This window comes from Nocardia sp. NPDC058497, assembly GCF_042720195.1.
GTDB lineage: Bacteria > Actinomycetota > Actinomycetes > Mycobacteriales > Mycobacteriaceae > Nocardia.
Genome location: NZ_JBHXMY010000006.1, coordinates 15,503 through 32,480 on the forward strand (window position 1 = coordinate 15,503; position 16,978 = coordinate 32,480).

The 16,978-nt window shown below is 69.6% G+C and carries 17 protein-coding genes; 8 read left to right on the plus strand and 9 right to left on the minus strand.

Going from position 1 to position 16,978, the window contains the following annotated elements; all coding sequences use genetic code 11:
• Positions 1–2 precede the first annotated feature (2 nt).
• Genes ACFWPJ_RS01275 through ACFWPJ_RS01290 form a run of 4 tightly spaced genes read right to left on the minus strand, consistent with a single transcriptional unit; the run spans position 3 to position 4,338 of the window.
• On the minus strand, positions 3–1,628 hold the full coding sequence (locus tag ACFWPJ_RS01275; protein WP_378845754.1) for a cytochrome bc complex cytochrome b subunit: 1,626 nt from the start codon (positions 1,626–1,628) through the stop codon (positions 3–5).
• Positions 1,625–2,764 (minus strand): ubiquinol-cytochrome c reductase iron-sulfur subunit, encoded by a 1,140-nt coding sequence (locus tag ACFWPJ_RS01280; RefSeq protein ID WP_378845756.1) that lies wholly within the window; start codon positions 2,762–2,764, stop codon positions 1,625–1,627. Before ACFWPJ_RS01280 ends, ACFWPJ_RS01275 begins: the two co-directional genes overlap by 4 nt.
• 43 nt (positions 2,765–2,807) lie before the next feature.
• Positions 2,808–3,671, minus strand: a complete 864-nt coding sequence (locus ACFWPJ_RS01285; protein WP_378845757.1) for a c-type cytochrome — start codon at positions 3,669–3,671, stop codon at positions 2,808–2,810.
• Between the two features lie 55 nt (positions 3,672–3,726).
• Positions 3,727–4,338, minus strand: a complete 612-nt coding sequence (locus tag ACFWPJ_RS01290) for a heme-copper oxidase subunit III (RefSeq protein WP_189033662.1) — start codon at positions 4,336–4,338, stop codon at positions 3,727–3,729.
• A 179-nt stretch (positions 4,339–4,517) separates the two neighbouring features.
• On the opposite strand from ACFWPJ_RS01290, the gene ACFWPJ_RS01295 reads away from it, so the two are divergent.
• Both ACFWPJ_RS01295 and trpD read left to right on the plus strand, forming a co-directional pair.
• Positions 4,518–4,937 (plus strand): hypothetical protein, encoded by a 420-nt coding sequence (locus ACFWPJ_RS01295; RefSeq protein ID WP_378845758.1) that lies wholly within the window; start codon positions 4,518–4,520, stop codon positions 4,935–4,937.
• Positions 4,938–5,030: 93 nt separating this feature from the next.
• Complete coding sequence (trpD, locus tag ACFWPJ_RS01300) at positions 5,031–6,092, plus strand: anthranilate phosphoribosyltransferase (RefSeq protein ID WP_378845778.1); 1,062 nt, start codon at positions 5,031–5,033, stop codon at positions 6,090–6,092.
• A 9-nt stretch (positions 6,093–6,101) separates the two neighbouring features.
• On the opposite strand, the gene ACFWPJ_RS01305 is transcribed toward trpD, so the two are convergent.
• The 5 genes from ACFWPJ_RS01305 to ACFWPJ_RS01325 all read right to left on the minus strand — a co-directional run bounded on the left by ACFWPJ_RS01305 (position 6,102) and on the right by ACFWPJ_RS01325 (position 11,472).
• Positions 6,102–6,377 carry an Lrp/AsnC family transcriptional regulator gene (locus tag ACFWPJ_RS01305; RefSeq protein ID WP_378845759.1) on the minus strand — a complete coding sequence of 92 codons (276 nt, stop codon included), beginning with the start codon at positions 6,375–6,377 and terminating at the stop codon, positions 6,102–6,104.
• A gap of 4 nt (positions 6,378–6,381) precedes the next feature.
• Complete coding sequence (locus ACFWPJ_RS01310) at positions 6,382–6,984, minus strand: hypothetical protein (protein WP_378845761.1); 603 nt, start codon at positions 6,982–6,984, stop codon at positions 6,382–6,384.
• 18 nt (positions 6,985–7,002) lie between these two features.
• Positions 7,003–8,964 carry a DEDD exonuclease domain-containing protein gene (locus tag ACFWPJ_RS01315; protein ID WP_378845762.1) on the minus strand — a complete coding sequence of 654 codons (1,962 nt, stop codon included), beginning with the start codon at positions 8,962–8,964 and terminating at the stop codon, positions 7,003–7,005.
• A gap of 104 nt (positions 8,965–9,068) precedes the next feature.
• Positions 9,069–10,235: a tetratricopeptide repeat protein gene (locus ACFWPJ_RS01320; RefSeq protein WP_378845763.1), complete on the minus strand. Its 1,167-nt coding sequence runs from the start codon at positions 10,233–10,235 to the stop codon at positions 9,069–9,071.
• Between the two features lie 10 nt (positions 10,236–10,245).
• Positions 10,246–11,472: an ATP-binding protein gene (locus ACFWPJ_RS01325; protein WP_378845764.1), complete on the minus strand. Its 1,227-nt coding sequence runs from the start codon at positions 11,470–11,472 to the stop codon at positions 10,246–10,248.
• 664 nt (positions 11,473–12,136) lie between these two features.
• Here ACFWPJ_RS01325 and ACFWPJ_RS01330 point away from each other — a divergent pair.
• The 6 genes from ACFWPJ_RS01330 to ACFWPJ_RS01355 form a co-directional block, all read left to right on the plus strand.
• Positions 12,137–12,706, plus strand: coding sequence for a C40 family peptidase (locus ACFWPJ_RS01330; RefSeq protein ID WP_378845779.1), 570 nt, complete (start codon positions 12,137–12,139; stop codon positions 12,704–12,706).
• A gap of 228 nt (positions 12,707–12,934) precedes the next feature.
• Complete coding sequence (locus tag ACFWPJ_RS01335; RefSeq protein WP_378845765.1) at positions 12,935–13,948, plus strand: NlpC/P60 family protein; 1,014 nt, start codon at positions 12,935–12,937, stop codon at positions 13,946–13,948.
• A 7-nt stretch (positions 13,949–13,955) separates the two neighbouring features.
• Positions 13,956–14,969, plus strand: a complete 1,014-nt coding sequence (locus ACFWPJ_RS01340) for a hypothetical protein (protein WP_378845767.1) — start codon at positions 13,956–13,958, stop codon at positions 14,967–14,969.
• 100 nt (positions 14,970–15,069) lie between these two features.
• Positions 15,070–16,197: a glycosyltransferase family 4 protein gene (locus ACFWPJ_RS01345; protein WP_378845768.1), complete on the plus strand. Its 1,128-nt coding sequence runs from the start codon at positions 15,070–15,072 to the stop codon at positions 16,195–16,197.
• Between the two features lie 43 nt (positions 16,198–16,240).
• The gene (locus ACFWPJ_RS01350) at positions 16,241–16,636 is read left to right on the plus strand and encodes a polyketide cyclase / dehydrase and lipid transport (protein ID WP_378845770.1); all 396 of its coding nucleotides are present in this window, start codon (positions 16,241–16,243) and stop codon (positions 16,634–16,636) included.
• 53 nt (positions 16,637–16,689) lie between these two features.
• A partial coding sequence (locus ACFWPJ_RS01355; protein WP_378845772.1) for an SRPBCC family protein occupies positions 16,690–16,978 on the plus strand: 289 nt, incomplete at its 3' end.

Consider the following 16,978-nt stretch of genomic DNA (forward strand, 5'->3'; position numbering starts at 1 on the left):
GATCAGTGACCGTGCGGCGCGTCACCGTTGGCGCGTGCCTGCTCGTTCACGAGCGCGGTGAGCATCTTGTGCTCCTCGGCGTGCTCGTTCTCGAAGTAGGCGTCGGACTCGGCCTTCGGGTCGGGCCGCAGGAAGCTACCGGTGCCCGGCTTGCCCGCCGAACCCAGCTTGTTCATCTTCTTGGGCACCGGGGCGCCCTGGTACTCCAGCGGGATCGCGTGGCCGTGGTCGTCGACCGGGCCCAGCGGCTGGTGCACCTCGATGTACTCACCGTGCGGCAGGCGCTTGATGACACCGGTCTCGATGCCGTGCTCGAGCACCGCCCGGTCACTGCGCTGCAGGCCGATGCAGAACCGGTAGGTCACGAAGTACGCCAGCGGCGGGAGCAAAAGCACGCCGATGCGGCCGATCCAGGTCGTCGCGTTCAGCGAGATGTCGAACTTGAACGCGATGATGTCGTTGACACACGACAGCGTCAGCACCACGTAGAACGCGATGGCCATGGCACCGATGGCGGTGCGGACCGGCACGTCGCGCGGACGCTGGAGCAGGTTGTGATGCGCCGTGTGATCGTTGGTGAGGCGCTTCTCGATCCACGGGTAGGCGATCAGCAGGGTGAACACCAGACCCATGACAATGGCGACCCAGAACACCGCCGGGACCGTGTAGCGACCCAGGTAGAGCTCCCACGGCGGCATCAGGCGCGCCATACCGTCGGTCCACATCATGTAGAAGTCGGGCTGCGAACCCGCAGAGACCTGGGACGGGTTGTACGGACCCAGATTCCAGATCGGGTTGATCTGCAGGACACCACCCATGATGCCGACGATGCCGAGGGTGAACGCGAAGAACGCGCCCTGGTCCGCGGCGAACACCGGCACGATGCGCGCGCCGACCACGTTGTTCTCGGTCCGGCCGGGGCCGGGGAACTGGGTGTGCTTCTGGTACCAGACCAGCGCGACGTGCGCGCCGATCAGCGCCAGGATGATGCCGGGCAGCAGCAGCACGTGCGCGACGTAGAGGCGCGGGATGATGATGTCGCCGGGGAAGTCGCCGCCGAACATCAGCCAGTGCATCCAGGTACCGATCACCGGGATACCGATGGTGATACCGGAGAACGCGGCCCGCAGCCCGGTACCGGAGAGCAGATCGTCGGGCAGCGAGTAGCCGAAGAAGCCTTCGAACATCGCCAGGATCAGCAGCAGCGAGCCGATCACCCAGTTCGCCTCACGCGGCTTGCGGAACGCGCCGGTGAAGAAGATGCGGAACAGGTGGATGATGATCGACGCCGCGAACAGCAGGGCCGCCCAGTGGTGGATCTGCCGGACGAACAGACCGCCGCGCACCTCGAAGGAGATGTTCAGCGCGGTCTCGTACGCCCGCGACATGCCGACGCCGCGCAGCGGCTGGTAGGCGCCGTCGTAGGTGACGTGCGCCATCGACGGATCGAAGAACAGCGTCAGGTACACACCCGACAGCAGCAGGATGATGAACGCGTACAGCGCGATCTCACCGAGCAGGAACGACCAGTGGGTCGGGAAGACCTTGTTGATCGACCGCTTCATGAACGCGGCGGCGCGATACCGCTCGTCCATCTCGTTGGCTTGGTTCGCCACCAGAGTGCTCATGAACGACGCTCCCAGAAGGCCGGGCCGAGCGGCTCGATGAAGTCGCCGTTGGCGACCAGGAAACCCTCGGAGTTGACGGTGATCGGCAGCTGCGGCAGCGCGCGGGCGGCCGGACCGAAGACCGGCTTACCCCACTCGGTCGCCGAGAACTGCGACTGGTGGCAGGGGCACAGGATGCGGTTGGTCTGCTGCTCGAACAGTGAGGTCGGGCAACCGAGGTGGGTGCAGATCTTCGAGTAGGCGAAGTAGTCGCCGTAGTTGAAGCTCTCCTGGCCCTTGCGCTTGATCGCCTTCTCCGCGTCGGCGGTGCGCAGACGGATCATCATGACCGCGTTGCGGATGCCACGCAGTGACTGCAGCGTCTCGTGCTCGTCGCCGCGCCACTTCTCTTTCCACGGGAACACGGTTTCCATCGCGCCGGCGTCCAGGTCTTCCGGACGCACGAGCACGACATCCTGCGGGCGACCGGTGTCGCGACGGATGTAGATGGTCTCGCCCGGGTAGTCCGGGGTCCAGCCCGACACCCACAGCGGCGACTTGTCGCCCTTGGCCCACGGGTTCTTCACCATGCCGCCGATGAACACCAGCAGCGAGCCGATGCCGAGCACGCCGACGCCGGCACCCGCGGTGCCGAGCATCATCTTGCGGCGACCCAGGGTGGAGGTGTCGAGCGCGTCCTGCAGCTCGGCCGCCAGGGTCCGGCGCTCGACCTCGTCCGACGGGCCGTCGTGGCGCTGCTGGATCGAGATCTCGGCGGGGATGAACCGCTTGCGGATCAGCACGACGGCGATACCGATGACCAGCACCGAGATGCCGAAGGTCAGGCCGACGAGCGGGGTGAACAGCGCGTAGGCCTGGTGGCCTTCCTGCCGGTTGCCCTTCCACTCCCACGGCCAGAACAGGAAGACACCGATCAGCGCGGCGGCGGCCAGGCCGGAGATGGCGAACCAGAACGTGACCGCACGCTCGGCGCGCTTCTCGGCGCGGGTGCCCGGCACCGGCCACCGCTCGCCGCGGTACGCGACCTCGACGTCGTCACGCGCGGTACCGAGCTCGACCAGCTCGTCGCGCGTCATCGCGTCCAGTTCGTCTTCGGTGGGTTCGCGACCCATGTCGCTTCGCTCCTGTCCACTCATGACTGTGTCCTATCCGACATGCTCGCCTCCGCGTGCTGACCGATCATGTCCTGGATCCGATCCACATCGCGGCGCCGACAACGGCGGTGATGCCGATGACCCAGATCGCGAGGCCTTCGGTCGCCGGACCGAAACCGCCGAGGTCCCAGCCGCCGGGCGCCTTCTCTTCGGCCGCGTTCTTGACGTAGGCGACGATGTCGCGCTTCTCCTCCGGCGACAGCTGCCGGTCGGAGAACTTCGGCATGTTCTGCGGGCCGGTGATCATCGCGCTGTAGATCTGCGCCTCGTTGGCAGCCGCCAGCGAGGGCGCGAACTTGCCGCTGGAGAGCGCACCACCGCGGGCGGTGAAGTTGTGGCAGGAGGCGCAGTTCATGCGGAACAGCTCCGAACCACGGGCGATGTCGTCGCCACGCAGCGATTCCTGCGCGATCTCGCCGTTGGCGTCGCGGATCACCGAGGGGCCACCGCCGTTGGCGGCGACGTACGCGCCGAGCGCGTCGGTCTGATGCGCGTCGAACTTCTCCGGCTTGCGCATCGCCTGTGCTTCGTTGCGGGTCATCGGCATGCGGCCGGTGGACACCTGGAAGTAGACGGCGGCCTCGCCGACGCCGATCAGGCTGGGGCCACGGTCTTCCACACCCTGCAGATTGGCGCCGTGGCAGGTGATGCACGAGGTGTCGTAGAGCTGCTTGCCCTCGCGGATGAGCGCGGACTGATCCTCGTGCGCGGTGGCGATCTGCGGCTCGGGAGTGAGCGCCGTGGCCAGGAAGCCGGCTCCGACCAGACCAACGAGCAACGCGAGACCGCCCGCGATACGACGGCGAACGCGACGCTGCTTACGCGTCTTGGCGGCCTGCCCGTTGCCGGGGCCAGCGGGCTCTGGGGCCGACGGGGGAGATGAACTCATCTGTGTCCCTTTGGAGTAGACGGAACCGACTTGTGCAAATGGTGCGCGCCCGCGCCTAGCGGACGAAGTAGATCGTGGCGAACAGCCCGATCCAGACGATGTCGACGAAGTGCCAGTAGTACGACACCACGATCGCGGCGGTCGCCTGCGCGGGCGTGAACTTGCTCAGCGTGGTGCGGATCAGCAGGAACACGAACGCGATCAGACCGCCGATGACGTGCAGGCCGTGGAAGCCGGTGGTGATGTAGAAGACCGAGCCGTAGGAGCTGCCTGCGATCGAGGTTCCCTCGTGCACCAGGTGGTAGTACTCGTAGCCCTGGCCGAAGACGAAGAACGTGCCCATCGCCAGGGTGATCATGTACCAGCGGCGCAGGCCGAACACGTCGCCTCGCTCCGCCGCGAACACGCCCATCTGGCAGGTGAACGACGATGCGATCAGCACGGCCGTCACCGGGATGGCGAGCGTCATGTTCAGCTCGGTCGGCTCCGGGGGCCAGTTGCCGTGCGCCTGCGCGCGCGCAACGAAGTACATGGCGAAGAGGCCGGCGAAGAACATCAGCTCGCTCGACAGCCAGATGATGGTTCCGACGCTGACCATGTTGGGCCGGTTCAGCGAATGCACACGCTGAGTAATGGCCGATCCTGGGGTGCCTACTGCGGTCGTCACGGGGTAAGTATGACTCTTCGTAGTACGACAGCTGTACCCGGGTACGAAAGTTTGTCGCGCGAGGCGGAAAACCCACGCACAGACGGGGTCCGCGACATCGGTCGGCGTGTTGGCGACGATCACGTGACGACCGATTGTGACAGCGTTGGATGTGGATAACCTGAGACGAGGAGGCGGCGATGGTCGTGGTGCGGATGTGGCGGCGGTTGTTCGGTGGAAACGCGCAGGCGCTCGATCCGGCGCGGGCCGATCTGGTCGTGGTCGCGTCGAGTTTCGACGACGTCGAGGCCTGCTCGGCGGTGCTGGACCGGGCGACCGGCCTGGATCGGGAGGCCGAGGCGGTGCTGCGCCACCACCTGCGCCTGCCCGCCGGGCAGCTCGACGCGGCCTGTGAGATCGCCGGCTACGACGGGTACACGCGCGCCGAGCCGGCGCGGGCGGCTACCGACGACCTGGTGCCGATCATCCTGCAGCGGGTGCAGGTCCTCGACCCGCTGAGCTGTTCGCAGGAGCGTTCGCGGATGGCCGGGCTCGCCCAGCGCCACGACGGTGTCGCCGACGGCTGGGACGCGCTGCAGCCGCCTCGTCCCGCCCCTTAAACTTGCTCAGCGGCGCAATAGGGTCGCGCAATACAGGCGCGCGCGAGCAGAGTTCGCGCGACGATGTCGGTCGAGAAGAAGGATGCGGAGCAGATGAGCGTGCGCAGCTGGCCCCAGGTGCTCGGAACCCTCGCCGACGGTGGTGACCTGGCCGCGGACGACACCACCTGGGTGATCGACGAGATCTTCACCGACAATGCCACCGCGGCCCAGATCGCGGCGTTCGGCGTCGCCATGAAGATCAAGGGCCCCACTCCCACCGAGCTGGCGGGCATGGTCGCGGGCATGCTCGGGCACGCGCGCCTGGTCCATGTCGACGGCGACGCGGTCGACATCGTCGGCACCGGCGGCGACCGGTCCGGCTCGGTGAACATCTCCACCATGTCCTCGGTGGTCGTCGCCTCGGCCGGTGTGCCGGTGGTCAAGCACGGCAACCGGGCCGCCTCGTCGAAGTCCGGTGGCGCCGACGTGCTGGAAGCGCTGGGTGTGCGGCTCGCGCTCGGCCCCGAGTCGGTGGCGCAGTCGGTGCGCGAGGCAGGGATCGGTTTCTGCTTCGCGCCGCTGTTCCATGCCGGGCTGCGCTTCGCCGGGCCCGCGCGCAAGGAGATCGGCATCCCGACCGTGTTCAACGTGCTCGGCCCGCTCACCAACCCGGCGCAGCCGCGGGCGGGGCTGATCGGCTGCGCGTTCGCCGACCTCGCGCCGGTGATCGCGGGCGTGTTCGCCGAACGTGACGCCAGTGCGCTGGTGGTGCGCGGGCGGGACGGGCTCGACGAGATCACCACCTCCGACCTCACCGATGTGTGGGTGGTCAGCGGTGGGCGGATCAGGCAGACCGTGATCGATCCGACGCGCCTGGGTATCCCCCGGGTCGACCTGGACGCGCTGCGCGGTGGTGACGCCGAGGTCAACGCCGGGATCGCCCGCGAGGTGTTCGCCGGGACGCCGGGCCCGGTGCGCGACGCGACCCTGCTGAACTCCGCCGCCGCGATCGTCGCCTACGACCTCTCGCGCGGGGTCGGCGATGTCGACCTGGATCTGGACGCCGCGCTGGCGGGCGGGCTCGAGCGCGCCGCGGCCGCCGTCGACAGCGGCGCGGCGGCGAAGCTGCTGCAGAGCTGGGCCGAGCTCACCCAGACCCTCGACGAGGGCTGAGCGAAAGCCTCACTCCCCCAGCGAGAATCCGGCTTCCACGTCGGCGCTCGAATACGACTTGAAGGCGATGTGGGTGGTGGTGCGGACCACGCCTGCCACCTTGTCGATGCCGCTGGTGACCACCTCGGCGATCCGCGCGTGATCGCGGACCCGCACGATCGCGATCAGGTCGACATCACCGGCGCAGGAGTACACCTCGGCGACTCCTGCGGTGTCGGCGAGCGCCTGCGCGGTCTCGGGGATACGAGAGTTCTCGGCCTGGATCAGCACGATCGCGGTAATCATGGGATCAGCGTAGAACTTCGGGCCGCTCGGTGGCCGCTTTGAACCGTCGCATCAGGTCACGGCTCTTCACGCCGGGCGCCGATTCCACCGAACTGGACACATCGACGCCATAGGGGCGGTGGCGGGCGATGGTGTCGGCGACATTGCCGGCGTCGAGTCCACCGGCCAGCACGACCTTGCCCGGCAGCGCGCGCACCCAGTCGGGGAATTCCTCGAAGATTCCGGAGCCCGCGCTGGCGTCGTAGAAGAAGTATTCGCTGGTCTGCTCTGGTGCGGGCGGCGTGGACGAGCAGAACGCCAGGTTCGGCAGGTCGGCCCACTGGTAGAGCTGCACGACGTCGAACGCGTCGGCAACCTCGGCGACCTCGGACGCTTCCAGGGCGACGACGAAGGTGGTGATCCGGCCGCGCGCGTAGTCGGCGAGGGCGCGAGCCTGCTCGGGGGTGCGGTAGCGCTTGCTCTTGGGCGTGACCATGACGCCGATCGCGGAGTAGCCGAGCTCGACGGCCCAGTCGATCTGCTCCTCGGTGGTCAGGCCGCACACCTTCACGAACATCCGCGGTTCGCCCTTTCTCCCGCTGTCACCGGGCGTGACAGGCGGTTCCATGATCCTCTCGCCGGGTGGTCACCGTTGCGCCAGGTATTGCTCCTGCGCGCTGACGGTGGTCGCGGCGGTCCTGGCCAGCTCGGCCCAGCCCTTCCAGCGGGCCGCGCCGTGCAGCGGCTCGCGATAGCCGTCGCTTGTGCGCACGATGCGAGCGCCCGGCTTGGCGAGCCAGCGGGCGATGACACCGACCTCTTCGGGTGGTGCGCCGCGGAGAGGGGGAATGTCGTCGTCGGGAAGTGGTCCGCAGCCGAACAGGGCGTCGTCGGTGAAGTGCGTATCCGGGACGGTCGAGTCCGGGTCAGGCGTCTGCGCTGGGGAATCGGTGGCGATGTCGGTATTTGCGATAGCCGCGGTCGCGGTCGCGGCGGGACCGACGGTGGCGGTCACAGCGATGGTGGCACTGGCGCGAGTACCGCCCCTGGCGGATGCCGCGTCGCCCAGGTCTGGGATCACGGTTTCGGCGGCCGCGACGATCTGGTCGACGGTCGCCATGGGTGGGGTGCCGCGGAGGGCTGTGCCTGCCGCGGCGAGGCGTCCGTAGCGGATCACCGAGAATTCCCAGCCGCCCGTTCCGTCGGGCGAGGCGATGATCAGTTCGGCGATGCGGGCGAGCGCGGCGAGGCGCTGGGTGCGGTGCAGCATGGTGACGACGGTGGCGGTGCGGTCACGCAGGCGCGCCGCCGCTTCGAAATGTTCGGCGGTGGAATGTGTTTCGATGCGATCGAGCATGGCGCGCAGCAGCGCGTCGGAGCGGCCGGTGAACAGATCGCGTACCGCGTCGACCGCCGGGGCGTAACCGGCGGCGTCCAGGTCTGCCTCGGGGCGAGCCGCGGGGCAGCCGCCGACCACCGCGGGCGGACAGGTGTGTTTCGCCGTGCGGGTGAGGCGGGTGGCGCAGGTTCGCAGTCCGGCGAACTCGGCGATCGTCGCGGACACGTCGACGGCGTCGGTGCGAGAAGTGAACGGCCCCAATGCTGTTCGCGTCGGGGTGCGCACGGCGACGAGCCGGGGAAAGGCCTCGTCGCTGATCGTCAGCCACCAGCCGCGACGGGGGAACTTCGAGCGGCGGTTGTACGGCGGGGCGTGCGCGGCGAGCATGCGCAGCTCGCGCACGCCCGCTTCCAGGCCATGCGCGCACACCACGTGGTCGACCCGAATCGCCAGTGCCACCATCTCTTTCATCCGGCCGCGGGTCTCCGAACCGGTGAAGTAATTGCGGACGCGGCGGCGCAGATTGACCGCGGTCCCTATATAGAGGACTTCGTCGGAAGGACCGCGGAACAGATACACCCCGGGCGCGGTCGGCAGATCGCCGGCGAAAGTGCGCTTGGCCCGCTGGGTTCCGGTGACGCCGGGCAGGTAGTCGAGCAGTTCGGTGAGGCTGTGCACGCCCTGGTTGCCGACCCGGCCGATCAGCGCGTGCAGCACGTCGACGGTGGCGCGGGCGTCGTCGAGGGCGCGGTGCGTCGGGGTGGTCGACGCGCCGAGAATCTGGGCCAGCACCCCGAGTCGCGCCGACGGGGCCTCGTCGCGGGTAAGCACCCGTCGCGCCAGTTTCACCGTGCACAGCACCTGCGGGTTGGGCCAGGTGATGTCCTGGCGCGCCGCAGCGGCTTTGAGGAACGCGGTGTCGAAGCGGGCATTGTGCGCCACCAGCACCGCGCCCGCCGCGAACTCGAGAAAGCCCGGCAGCACCGCCTCGATCCGCGGCGCCTCGTACACCATCGCCGTGGTGATCCCGGTGATCTGCACGATCGCCGGCGGGATCGCGAACCCCGGATTCACCAGGGTCGCGAACTCCCCCAGCACTTCTCCCCCGCGCACCTTCACCGCCCCGATCTCGGTGATCGAATCCCCGTCCGGGCTGGTCCCGGTCGTTTCCAGGTCGACGACGACGAAGGTGGTGTCATACAGCGGAGTGTCGAGTTCGTCGAAGGCCAGCTGACGGGCGGCAGCCGGGAGCGGAACGGGATCGGGCACGGCGAGCAGCGTAGGACGGGGGTCCGACAAGCTCGCCGTGCGCGACGGTCCGCGCGGTGGTCGCCGCAGCCAGGCGCAGCGGATCCGACTGCGGTGCAGAGGTGTCAGCGTTGGGTCGGCGGTGGCCAGTTCGGCGGGAGCGTCAGGCGAGGACGCGGTGTCGGCCAGAGGTTTCCCGTCGGCAATCGGTCCACCGGGAACTGCGACGGGATCCGCGGCGGCTGGATGTACTCCGACGGCAGCCGGTAGTGCGAAGGCAGGGTCCGCGAGGCCGGGACGCTCGACGGGGCATCGGAACCGGCGGTCATCACGCCGCGAGCTACCGCGACCACAAGGAACACCACCAGTCCGACCGCGAGTCGTCCGCCGCCACCACGTCCCGATCGGCTCTTCCCCAGATATTCCTCGCGCCATTCCGGGGCCGATCGCGCGGGAGCTGGTCGCACGGCGGCCGGTCGCACGGGAGCCGGTCGCTCTGGTTCCGGCGGCTCGGCGGACTCCGGTGCGGTCTCGGCCTCCTGCGGACTCGACAGCGTCTGCGGCGGCGCGTCGTCGGCCTCGTCCGCCGAGCCGGCAATCTGCGCCAGCAGCTCGCGAACCTCAGGCGCATAGGCCGGATCCAGCTGGGCCACCCGCACCAATCGCTCTCGCGCGGCGCCCCAGTGTTCCTTCTCCAGGTCGTGTCGCGCGAGCAGATACAGCGCCTCGGTGTTGTCCGGGTCGAGGCGGAGCGCTTCGACGAAGGCCGCACGGGCCGCCACTCCCCGTTTCGACCACGCGCCGGAGTTGTGCCACAGCACCCGACCGCGAACCAGGTGCAGCAACGCGTCCTGCGGCGCCAGCTCGATCGCGTCATCAATGGCCGCGAGCGACTCGCCCCGGTCACGGTGCATGAGTGTGGTGGCCAGCAGGCGATGGCACTCGGCTGACCACGGATCGAGTTCGACACATCGGCGAGCAGCGGCCAGTGCCGCGTCGTCGTGCTCGGCGCCGTCGGCGCCCACCGCGATGCACGCGCGCATGAGCCCGTGCTCACCAATCGCGAGCAGCTTCCACGGGAACAAGTTCACCGGATCGAGGCGCAATGCCGTGCGCACCGACTCGACTGCCTCGGCGTACCTGCCCGGCCGCAGCCAGGAATAGGCCAGGTGCGCGTGCGCTTGACTGCTGTCCGGTTCCGCGGCGAGCATCGGCGCCAGCATCGTCCTGGCTGCCTCGTAGCGGCCCAGGTCGATCAGGATCTTGACCTTGTCGAGCTGTTCCTCGCTCATCGCGCTCGGCTCAGCGCCGTTTCCTCCGCTCGAGATACATCGCCAGATCGTCATAGCTGCCGTCGCCGTTGGCGAATTCGACCACATTGCGGGCGGATTCGAACCAGGCGCCGGTGCTCGGCCGGATCTGGGCCAGCGCGGCCCGCACGTCGGCCATGCCGATCGGGCGCACCTCACCGGAGCGCATGGAATCAGCCATCGCGAGCTGGGTGGCCGAGGTGCACACGTGGGCGAGGTCGGCGCCGGACAGGCCCTCGGTGTGCGCGGCCAGCGCGGTCAGGTCGATGCCGGCGACCGGGCGGTCGCGCAGGTTGTAGTGCAGGATCGAGCGGCGGGCTGGCGCGTCGGGCAGGCCGACGAAGATCATCCGGTCGAACCGGCCCGGCCTGCGCAGGGCGACGTCGACATCCCACGGATGGTTGGTCGCGCCGAGCACGAACACACCCTCGTTGCTGTGGGTGGCCGAGTCCATCTCGGTGAGCAGCTGATTGACCACGGTGCGCATGGTCGAGGAGCCGTGCATCTGGCTGCGCTTGTGCCCGAGCGCGTCGACCTCGTCGAGGAACAGCACGCACGGCGCGTTGCGGCGGGCCATCTCGAAGATGCTGTGCACATTGCGCTCGCTGGCGCCCGTATAGATATCGAGGATGTCCGCGATCTCGATCGGAAAGAAGTTGGCGCCGAGCTCGCCCGCGACCGCCGAGGCGAGGAAGGTCTTGCCGCAGCCGGGCGGGCCGTAGAGCAGGAGCCCGCCGCGGGCGGAGGTGCCGAACGCCTTGGCCAGTTCCGGATTGCGCAGCGGGGCGAGCAGGGTCAGGTCGAGCTGGCGCTTCACCTCGTCCATGCCGCCGACATCGGCCAGGCGCAGGGTCGGGCGCTCGACCGTGGCGGCGTCGTCGTCGGTGACGAACTCGGTGGGCGCGGCGTCGACGAAGGCCGGTTCGATGATGTCGCCGACCTGATCCTCCGCGGCGGCCCAGTCGTACTCCGGCGCCGGACCGGTGTGCGCAGCGGGCGCCGGTGAACCGCCGGACAGTGCGTTCGTGCAGCGCGTCATCAGGGCCAGGACCTGCTCGTTTCCCGGATGATGGCCGAGTGCGACACCACAGTGGGCCAGCGCGTCGGCGTAGCGACCCCGGTCGAGATACAGCTCGATGACGCACACGCGCAGCGCGAGCACCTCCGGACTGCGCTCCACCATCGTCAGCAAGTCGGTCAATACCTGGTCGTCGGCCACCCGCGCCCCCTTCGAACTGCGAACATTCGGCCGTACCCTAACCGCCGCAACAGGATTCACGGAACCGGAAACGCCGAGTCCCACCCACCGGGACGGCGCTCGGGCGGGGGGCCGACAGTCTCGCCGCCGGCAATTCGCCGCGAGACTTTCGTTCCGATGCGAACAAAATGACCCCGAGCAGACCTGATTGAGACCGGGCTCACAGTTTGCTGGAAATCACATGACCGCGCCGAATTTCATCGGGTAAGAGCGATTACCGATCTGAGTACGCAGGAGCGGGCGGCGCGCCGCCTGCGCGTACGACTGGTCGACCGACCGGTTCTGAATGCGACGCGCGGAGGCGACCTGGGGGTTCACCCCTAGGAGTAGACCAATAGGCCGCGATGGAGCCCCACGGCGACGCGCCGGGCGACAGTCGGGAAGCTCGCGGAGGCGACCTGGCGTTATCGTTTCGTGATTGGTGTGACGCAGCTCGCAGGCGATGACGGGTGATATCGCGGAATTTGCTTCCCGGACCGATGTCCGACTTTACAAACCACCGTGATGTCTTCGTAACCTTTTCGAGACCTCACGGAGTCCCCTCGGCCGGAAACGGTGCACCGGGATGAAGCCCGCCGCGTCATACGGACACGGCGTCGTGGGGCAGATTGGAAGTACCCGCATCATGGCGACCAACACCGTCAAGCGTCAGGCGCAGCGAGCCGTTGCCGCCGGAGCCGTCGGCGCAGCCACCATCGGCGCGTTCCTCCTGCCGGCCGCTCCCGCGGCGGCGACGCCGGTCACCGTTCCCGGTATCGGCACCTTCGAGGTGCCCAACGAGATCCCGATCCCCCAGGGCATCCCCGGCATCGAGACCCCCGGCGTGCCGCCGGTGTTCACCGCGCCGCGTGCCACCGCCGCGGACATCGCGCTCGACGCCGCGCTGAGCAAGGTCGGCTCCCCCTACGTCTACGGTGCCGCCGGCCCGGACGCCTTCGACTGCTCGGGCCTGGTCCAGTGGGCCTACCGCCAGGCGGGCATGGAGCTGCCGCGCACCAGCGGCGCCCAGCTCGGCGCGGGCACCCCGGTCTCGATCGACGACCTGCGCCCCGGCGACCTGGTGTCGTTCTACGGCGGCGGCCACTCGGGCCTGTACGCGGGTGACGGCAACGTCGTGCACGCCTCCACCTCGGGCACCCCGGTGCGGCTCGCGCCGGTCTCCTCGATGCCGTTCTCGGGCGCTCGCCGCTTCTGATCGAAAGGAACGGTGCGTCGTTCGCGAGGAAGGGCGCACCGTGACCTCTCCGTGGCCTACTGGACACGGGCATACGCAGTTCCGTAACCTGATCGAGACCTTCTCGCGAGACGAGAGGGTCCGGTTCAGGTAGAGCGCTGTATCGGCGGACAACGAGAGAACGGGGCACGGCGCACTGTGACTGCACACCACCGGAATCCGCGCGTGCCGCGTGGCATCGCCGGAGCCATGTCCGCCGCGATCCTGGTGTGCGCCGCCTATGCCGCGGGCCCCTCCCTCGCCGATCCGGTCGCCCTGCCGACCACCGCGGGCGACGCGATCGCCAGGATGGTCGACCTGTCCCGGCAGGCCGAGGCACTCAACCAGGCCTCACTCACCGCGCAGCAGGACCTCGACGCCAAGCTGTCGGTCCAGCGCGAGGCCGACGACAAGCTCGCCGCGAGCACCGCCGTCGCCGATGCCGCCCGCGCCGAGGTGCGCAAGTTCCAGCCGATGATCGATCGCACCGCGATCGCCACCTACACCGGCGCGCGCACCGATCGCATGTTCGCGGTGCTGTCGAGCAATTCGCCGCAGCAGCTGCTGGACAAGATGTCCATGCTCGACGTGCTCTCCCAGCAGACCGCCGCGAGCGTGCGCGAGTTCAAGAAGGCCGCCGACTCGGCCACCGCCGCCGAGTCCGTCGCCCGCGCCGCCGCCGACACCGCCCGCGCCGCGACCGCGGCCGCGGAGTCCGTGCGCGCCGATGTCGACCGCAAGCGCAACGACCTCACCGTGGCCACCACCCAGGTCGTCGAGGCCTGGGGTGCGCTCTCGGCCAGGGACAAGTCCACGCTGGCCGGTTCGCCGTTCCCGCCCGGATTCGATCGCGATTCGCTGCTGCAGGGTCTGGTCCCCGGCAGCGGCACCAGCGCGCTGGCCGCGGCCCTGACCCGCGTCGGCGATCCGTATGTCTGGGGCGCCACCGGACCCGACCGGTTCGACTGCTCCGGGCTCGTGCAGTGGGCCTTCAAGCAGGTCGGCAAGAACGTGCCGCGCACCAGCTCCCAGCAGGCGAACTTCGGCACCCCGGTGGCCAAGGACGACCTGCAGCCCGGCGATGTCGTGCTGTTCTATCCCGAGATCTCGCACGTCGGCATCTACGCGGGCAACGGCATGATGGTGCACGCCTCCACCTTCGGAGTGCCGGTGGCCGTCGCGCCGATCAACACCACCCCGTACCACTCGGCCCGGCGATACTGAGCCGGCGGTGACCGATCCGTCGCGCCGCTCGTCCGGCCTCCGTTCCTGGTTCTCGGCCAACGGCCGCCTCGAATACGTCCTCACGCTCGCCTCGGTCACCCTGCTGACCGGGGCGTGCCTGGCCCTGATCCTGGTGCCGCGCAACGCGGGTCCGCTGCAGCTGGCCACCGACGAGGCCGAGGTGCTCGACACCACCGAGGGCATCGACGACCCCCGGCTCACTCCGGTGCGGCGCGAACTGCAGCCGTTCGGCCCGATCCTGGTCCGCCGGGTCGCCGCGGGCGGCGAGGCCGACGCGCTGCTGGTGGCCCACCCGGGTCACCGTGCCGATCTGGATGTCCTCGAACGCGAACTCGAACCCGCGATCACCGATGTGAGCGCCGCGTGGGGCGTCGACTGGAATCGCGCGCCGGTGATCGTCGTCGCGGGGACGCCCACCGAGTTCACCGCCCTGACCCGGGCGGCCGGCGCGTCGACCACCGCGGAGGTGGCTGCCGTGTCGCTCACCGGCTCGTACGCGCCCGGTACCAGGCCCACGGACCAGCGGATCGTGTTCAATCCCGACGCGCGCCGCCGGGTCGGCGACGAGGGCCTGGCGACTTTGCTGCGGCACGAGCTCACCCACGTCGCGACGAGGGGCGCCACCACCGACGGCGCGCCGCTGTGGATGCTCGAGGGCTACGCCGAGTACGTCGCCCAGCGCGGCCAGGGCACCACCTTCTCCCAGATCGCGCCCACCCTCACCACCCGGCTGCGCGCGGGCGCCCTGCCCACCGAGCTGATCGGCGACGCCGACTTCACCGGCACCGACGCCGCCTACGCCTACGAATCCGCCTGGAGCGCTTGCGCTTTCCTCGCCGATCGCTACGGCCCCGCCACCCTGACCGAGCTGTACAAACGGCTCGCGACCGGCCCACAGTCCCCCGCCGCCCAGGACGCCGCGTTCACCGCCGTGCTCGGCGCCTCGCGCACCGAACTGCTCGACGGCTGGCGCGCCTGGCTGCGCGGCCGCGCCGTCTGACCACCGCCCTCCTCGAGTCACCACGTGACGCGGCCCACCCGCCACCCGACCACCCCTCATCGAGTCACTCCGCGACGCTTACCTATTAGGTTGTTCCCTTATGGCCCGAACTCTGCTGGTTACCAACGATTTCCCGCCTCGGCCGGGTGGAATCCAGTCGTATCTGCACGCGCTGGCGAATCAGCTGCCGCCCGACGACCTGGTCGTCTACGCACCGCGCTGGCGTGGTGACAGTCACGAGAAGTTCGACGCCGCACAGAAGTTCCGCGTCGTTCGGCATCCGACGACGCTCATGCTGCCGACCCCCGGCGTGCTCGAGCGGGCGGGCGCGCTGCTGCGCGAGCACGACTGCGACACCGTCTGGTTCGGCGCCGCCGCACCGCTGGCCGCGATGGCGCCGATGCTGCGGCGCGCGGGCGCCGAGCGCATTCTGGCCAGCACCCACGGCCACGAGGTCGGCTGGTCGATGCTGCCCGGCGCGCGGCAGGTGCTGCGCTCGATCGGCGAGAACACCGATGTCGTCACCTATGTCAGCAAGTACACCCGCGGCCGGTTCGCCTCGGCATTCGGCCCGCGGGCCGCGCTCGAGTACCTGCCGCCGGGTGTCGACCCCGCCGAGTTCCGGCCCGACCCGGCCGCGCGCGCCGAACTGCGTGCCCGCTACGGCCTCGGCGACCGGCCGACGGTGCTGTGCCTGTCGCGCCTGGTCGCGCGCAAGGGCCAGGACATGCTGATCGTCGCCATGAACGAGGTGCGCGAACGGGTCGACGGCGCGGTCCTGGTGATCGCGGGCGGCGGACCGTACGAGGCGCGGCTGCGCGGGCTGGCCGAGGCGCTCGGCGTCACCGACAGCGTCGTGTTCACCGGCCGGGTGCCCTCGGGCGAGCTGGCCGCCCACCACACCGTCGCCGACGTCTTCGCCATGCCGTGCCGCACCCGCGGCGCAGGCCTGGATGTGGAGGGGCTCGGCATCGTCTTCCTGGAGGCGTCGGCGACCGGGGTGCCCGTTGTCGCCGGCAGCTCCGGTGGCGCGCCCGAGACCGTCCGGGAGGGCGAGACCGGGCTGGTCGTGCACGGACGCTCGGTCGAGCAGATCAGCGACGCGCTCGTCGAGCTGCTCACCGACCGCGACAAGGCGGCCGCGATGGGCGCCGCGGGCCGCGCGTGGGTCGAGGAGAACTGGCACTGGGACCGCCAGGGCGCCCGCTTGCGGGAGCTGCTGCGGTGACACCCCGGCCGGTATCGGTGTGGCGTCCACTACGCTCAGCGAGGTGAGCAGTATCCAGGTCGCAGATCAGACCTTTCTCGCGGCGCCGCCCGCCGCGATCGCCGACGTGCTGAGCGCCACGCACAACTGGCGCCGCTGGTGGCCCGACCTGCGCCTCGACGTGCGCGAGGACCGGGGAGACAAGGGCATCCGCTGGACGGTGGCAGGTCCGCTGGACGGCACCATGGAAGTGTGGCTGGAGGCCGTCGCCGACGGCGCGATCCTGCACTACTTCCTGCACGCCGAACCCACCGTGGCCAAGCCGATGTCGCCACGCGCGCTGGCCGCGGCGAACCGGGCCCGCCGGGTCGCGGGCAAGACCATGTCGTTCGAACTGAAGGCCCGGCTCGAGGCCGGTCGACCCGCCGGCGTCGCGCCCGCGGCCGTCGCGGCGCCCTGACGACGCCACCGGCACCGACTGCTCGTCCCGCACGAAAGGAACCGTTGTCCGCCATGGCCGACCGGACCCAGAGATCGATTGTCATCGAGGCGCCGTCGAAGCAGGTGATGGCCGTCATCGCGGATCTGGAGTCCTATCCGGAGTGGGTGGCGGCCGCGCAGTCGGTCGAGGTGCTCGACACCGACGCGGCGGGCCGGGCGGCGACCGCGCGGTTCGTGCTCGACGCGGGCGTCGTCAAGGACACCTACGTGCTGACCTACAACTGGCGCGCCGACGGCAACGCGGTGAGCTGGCGGCTGCTCAGCGGTGACCTGCAGAAGGCCCAGGACGGCAGCTACGAAC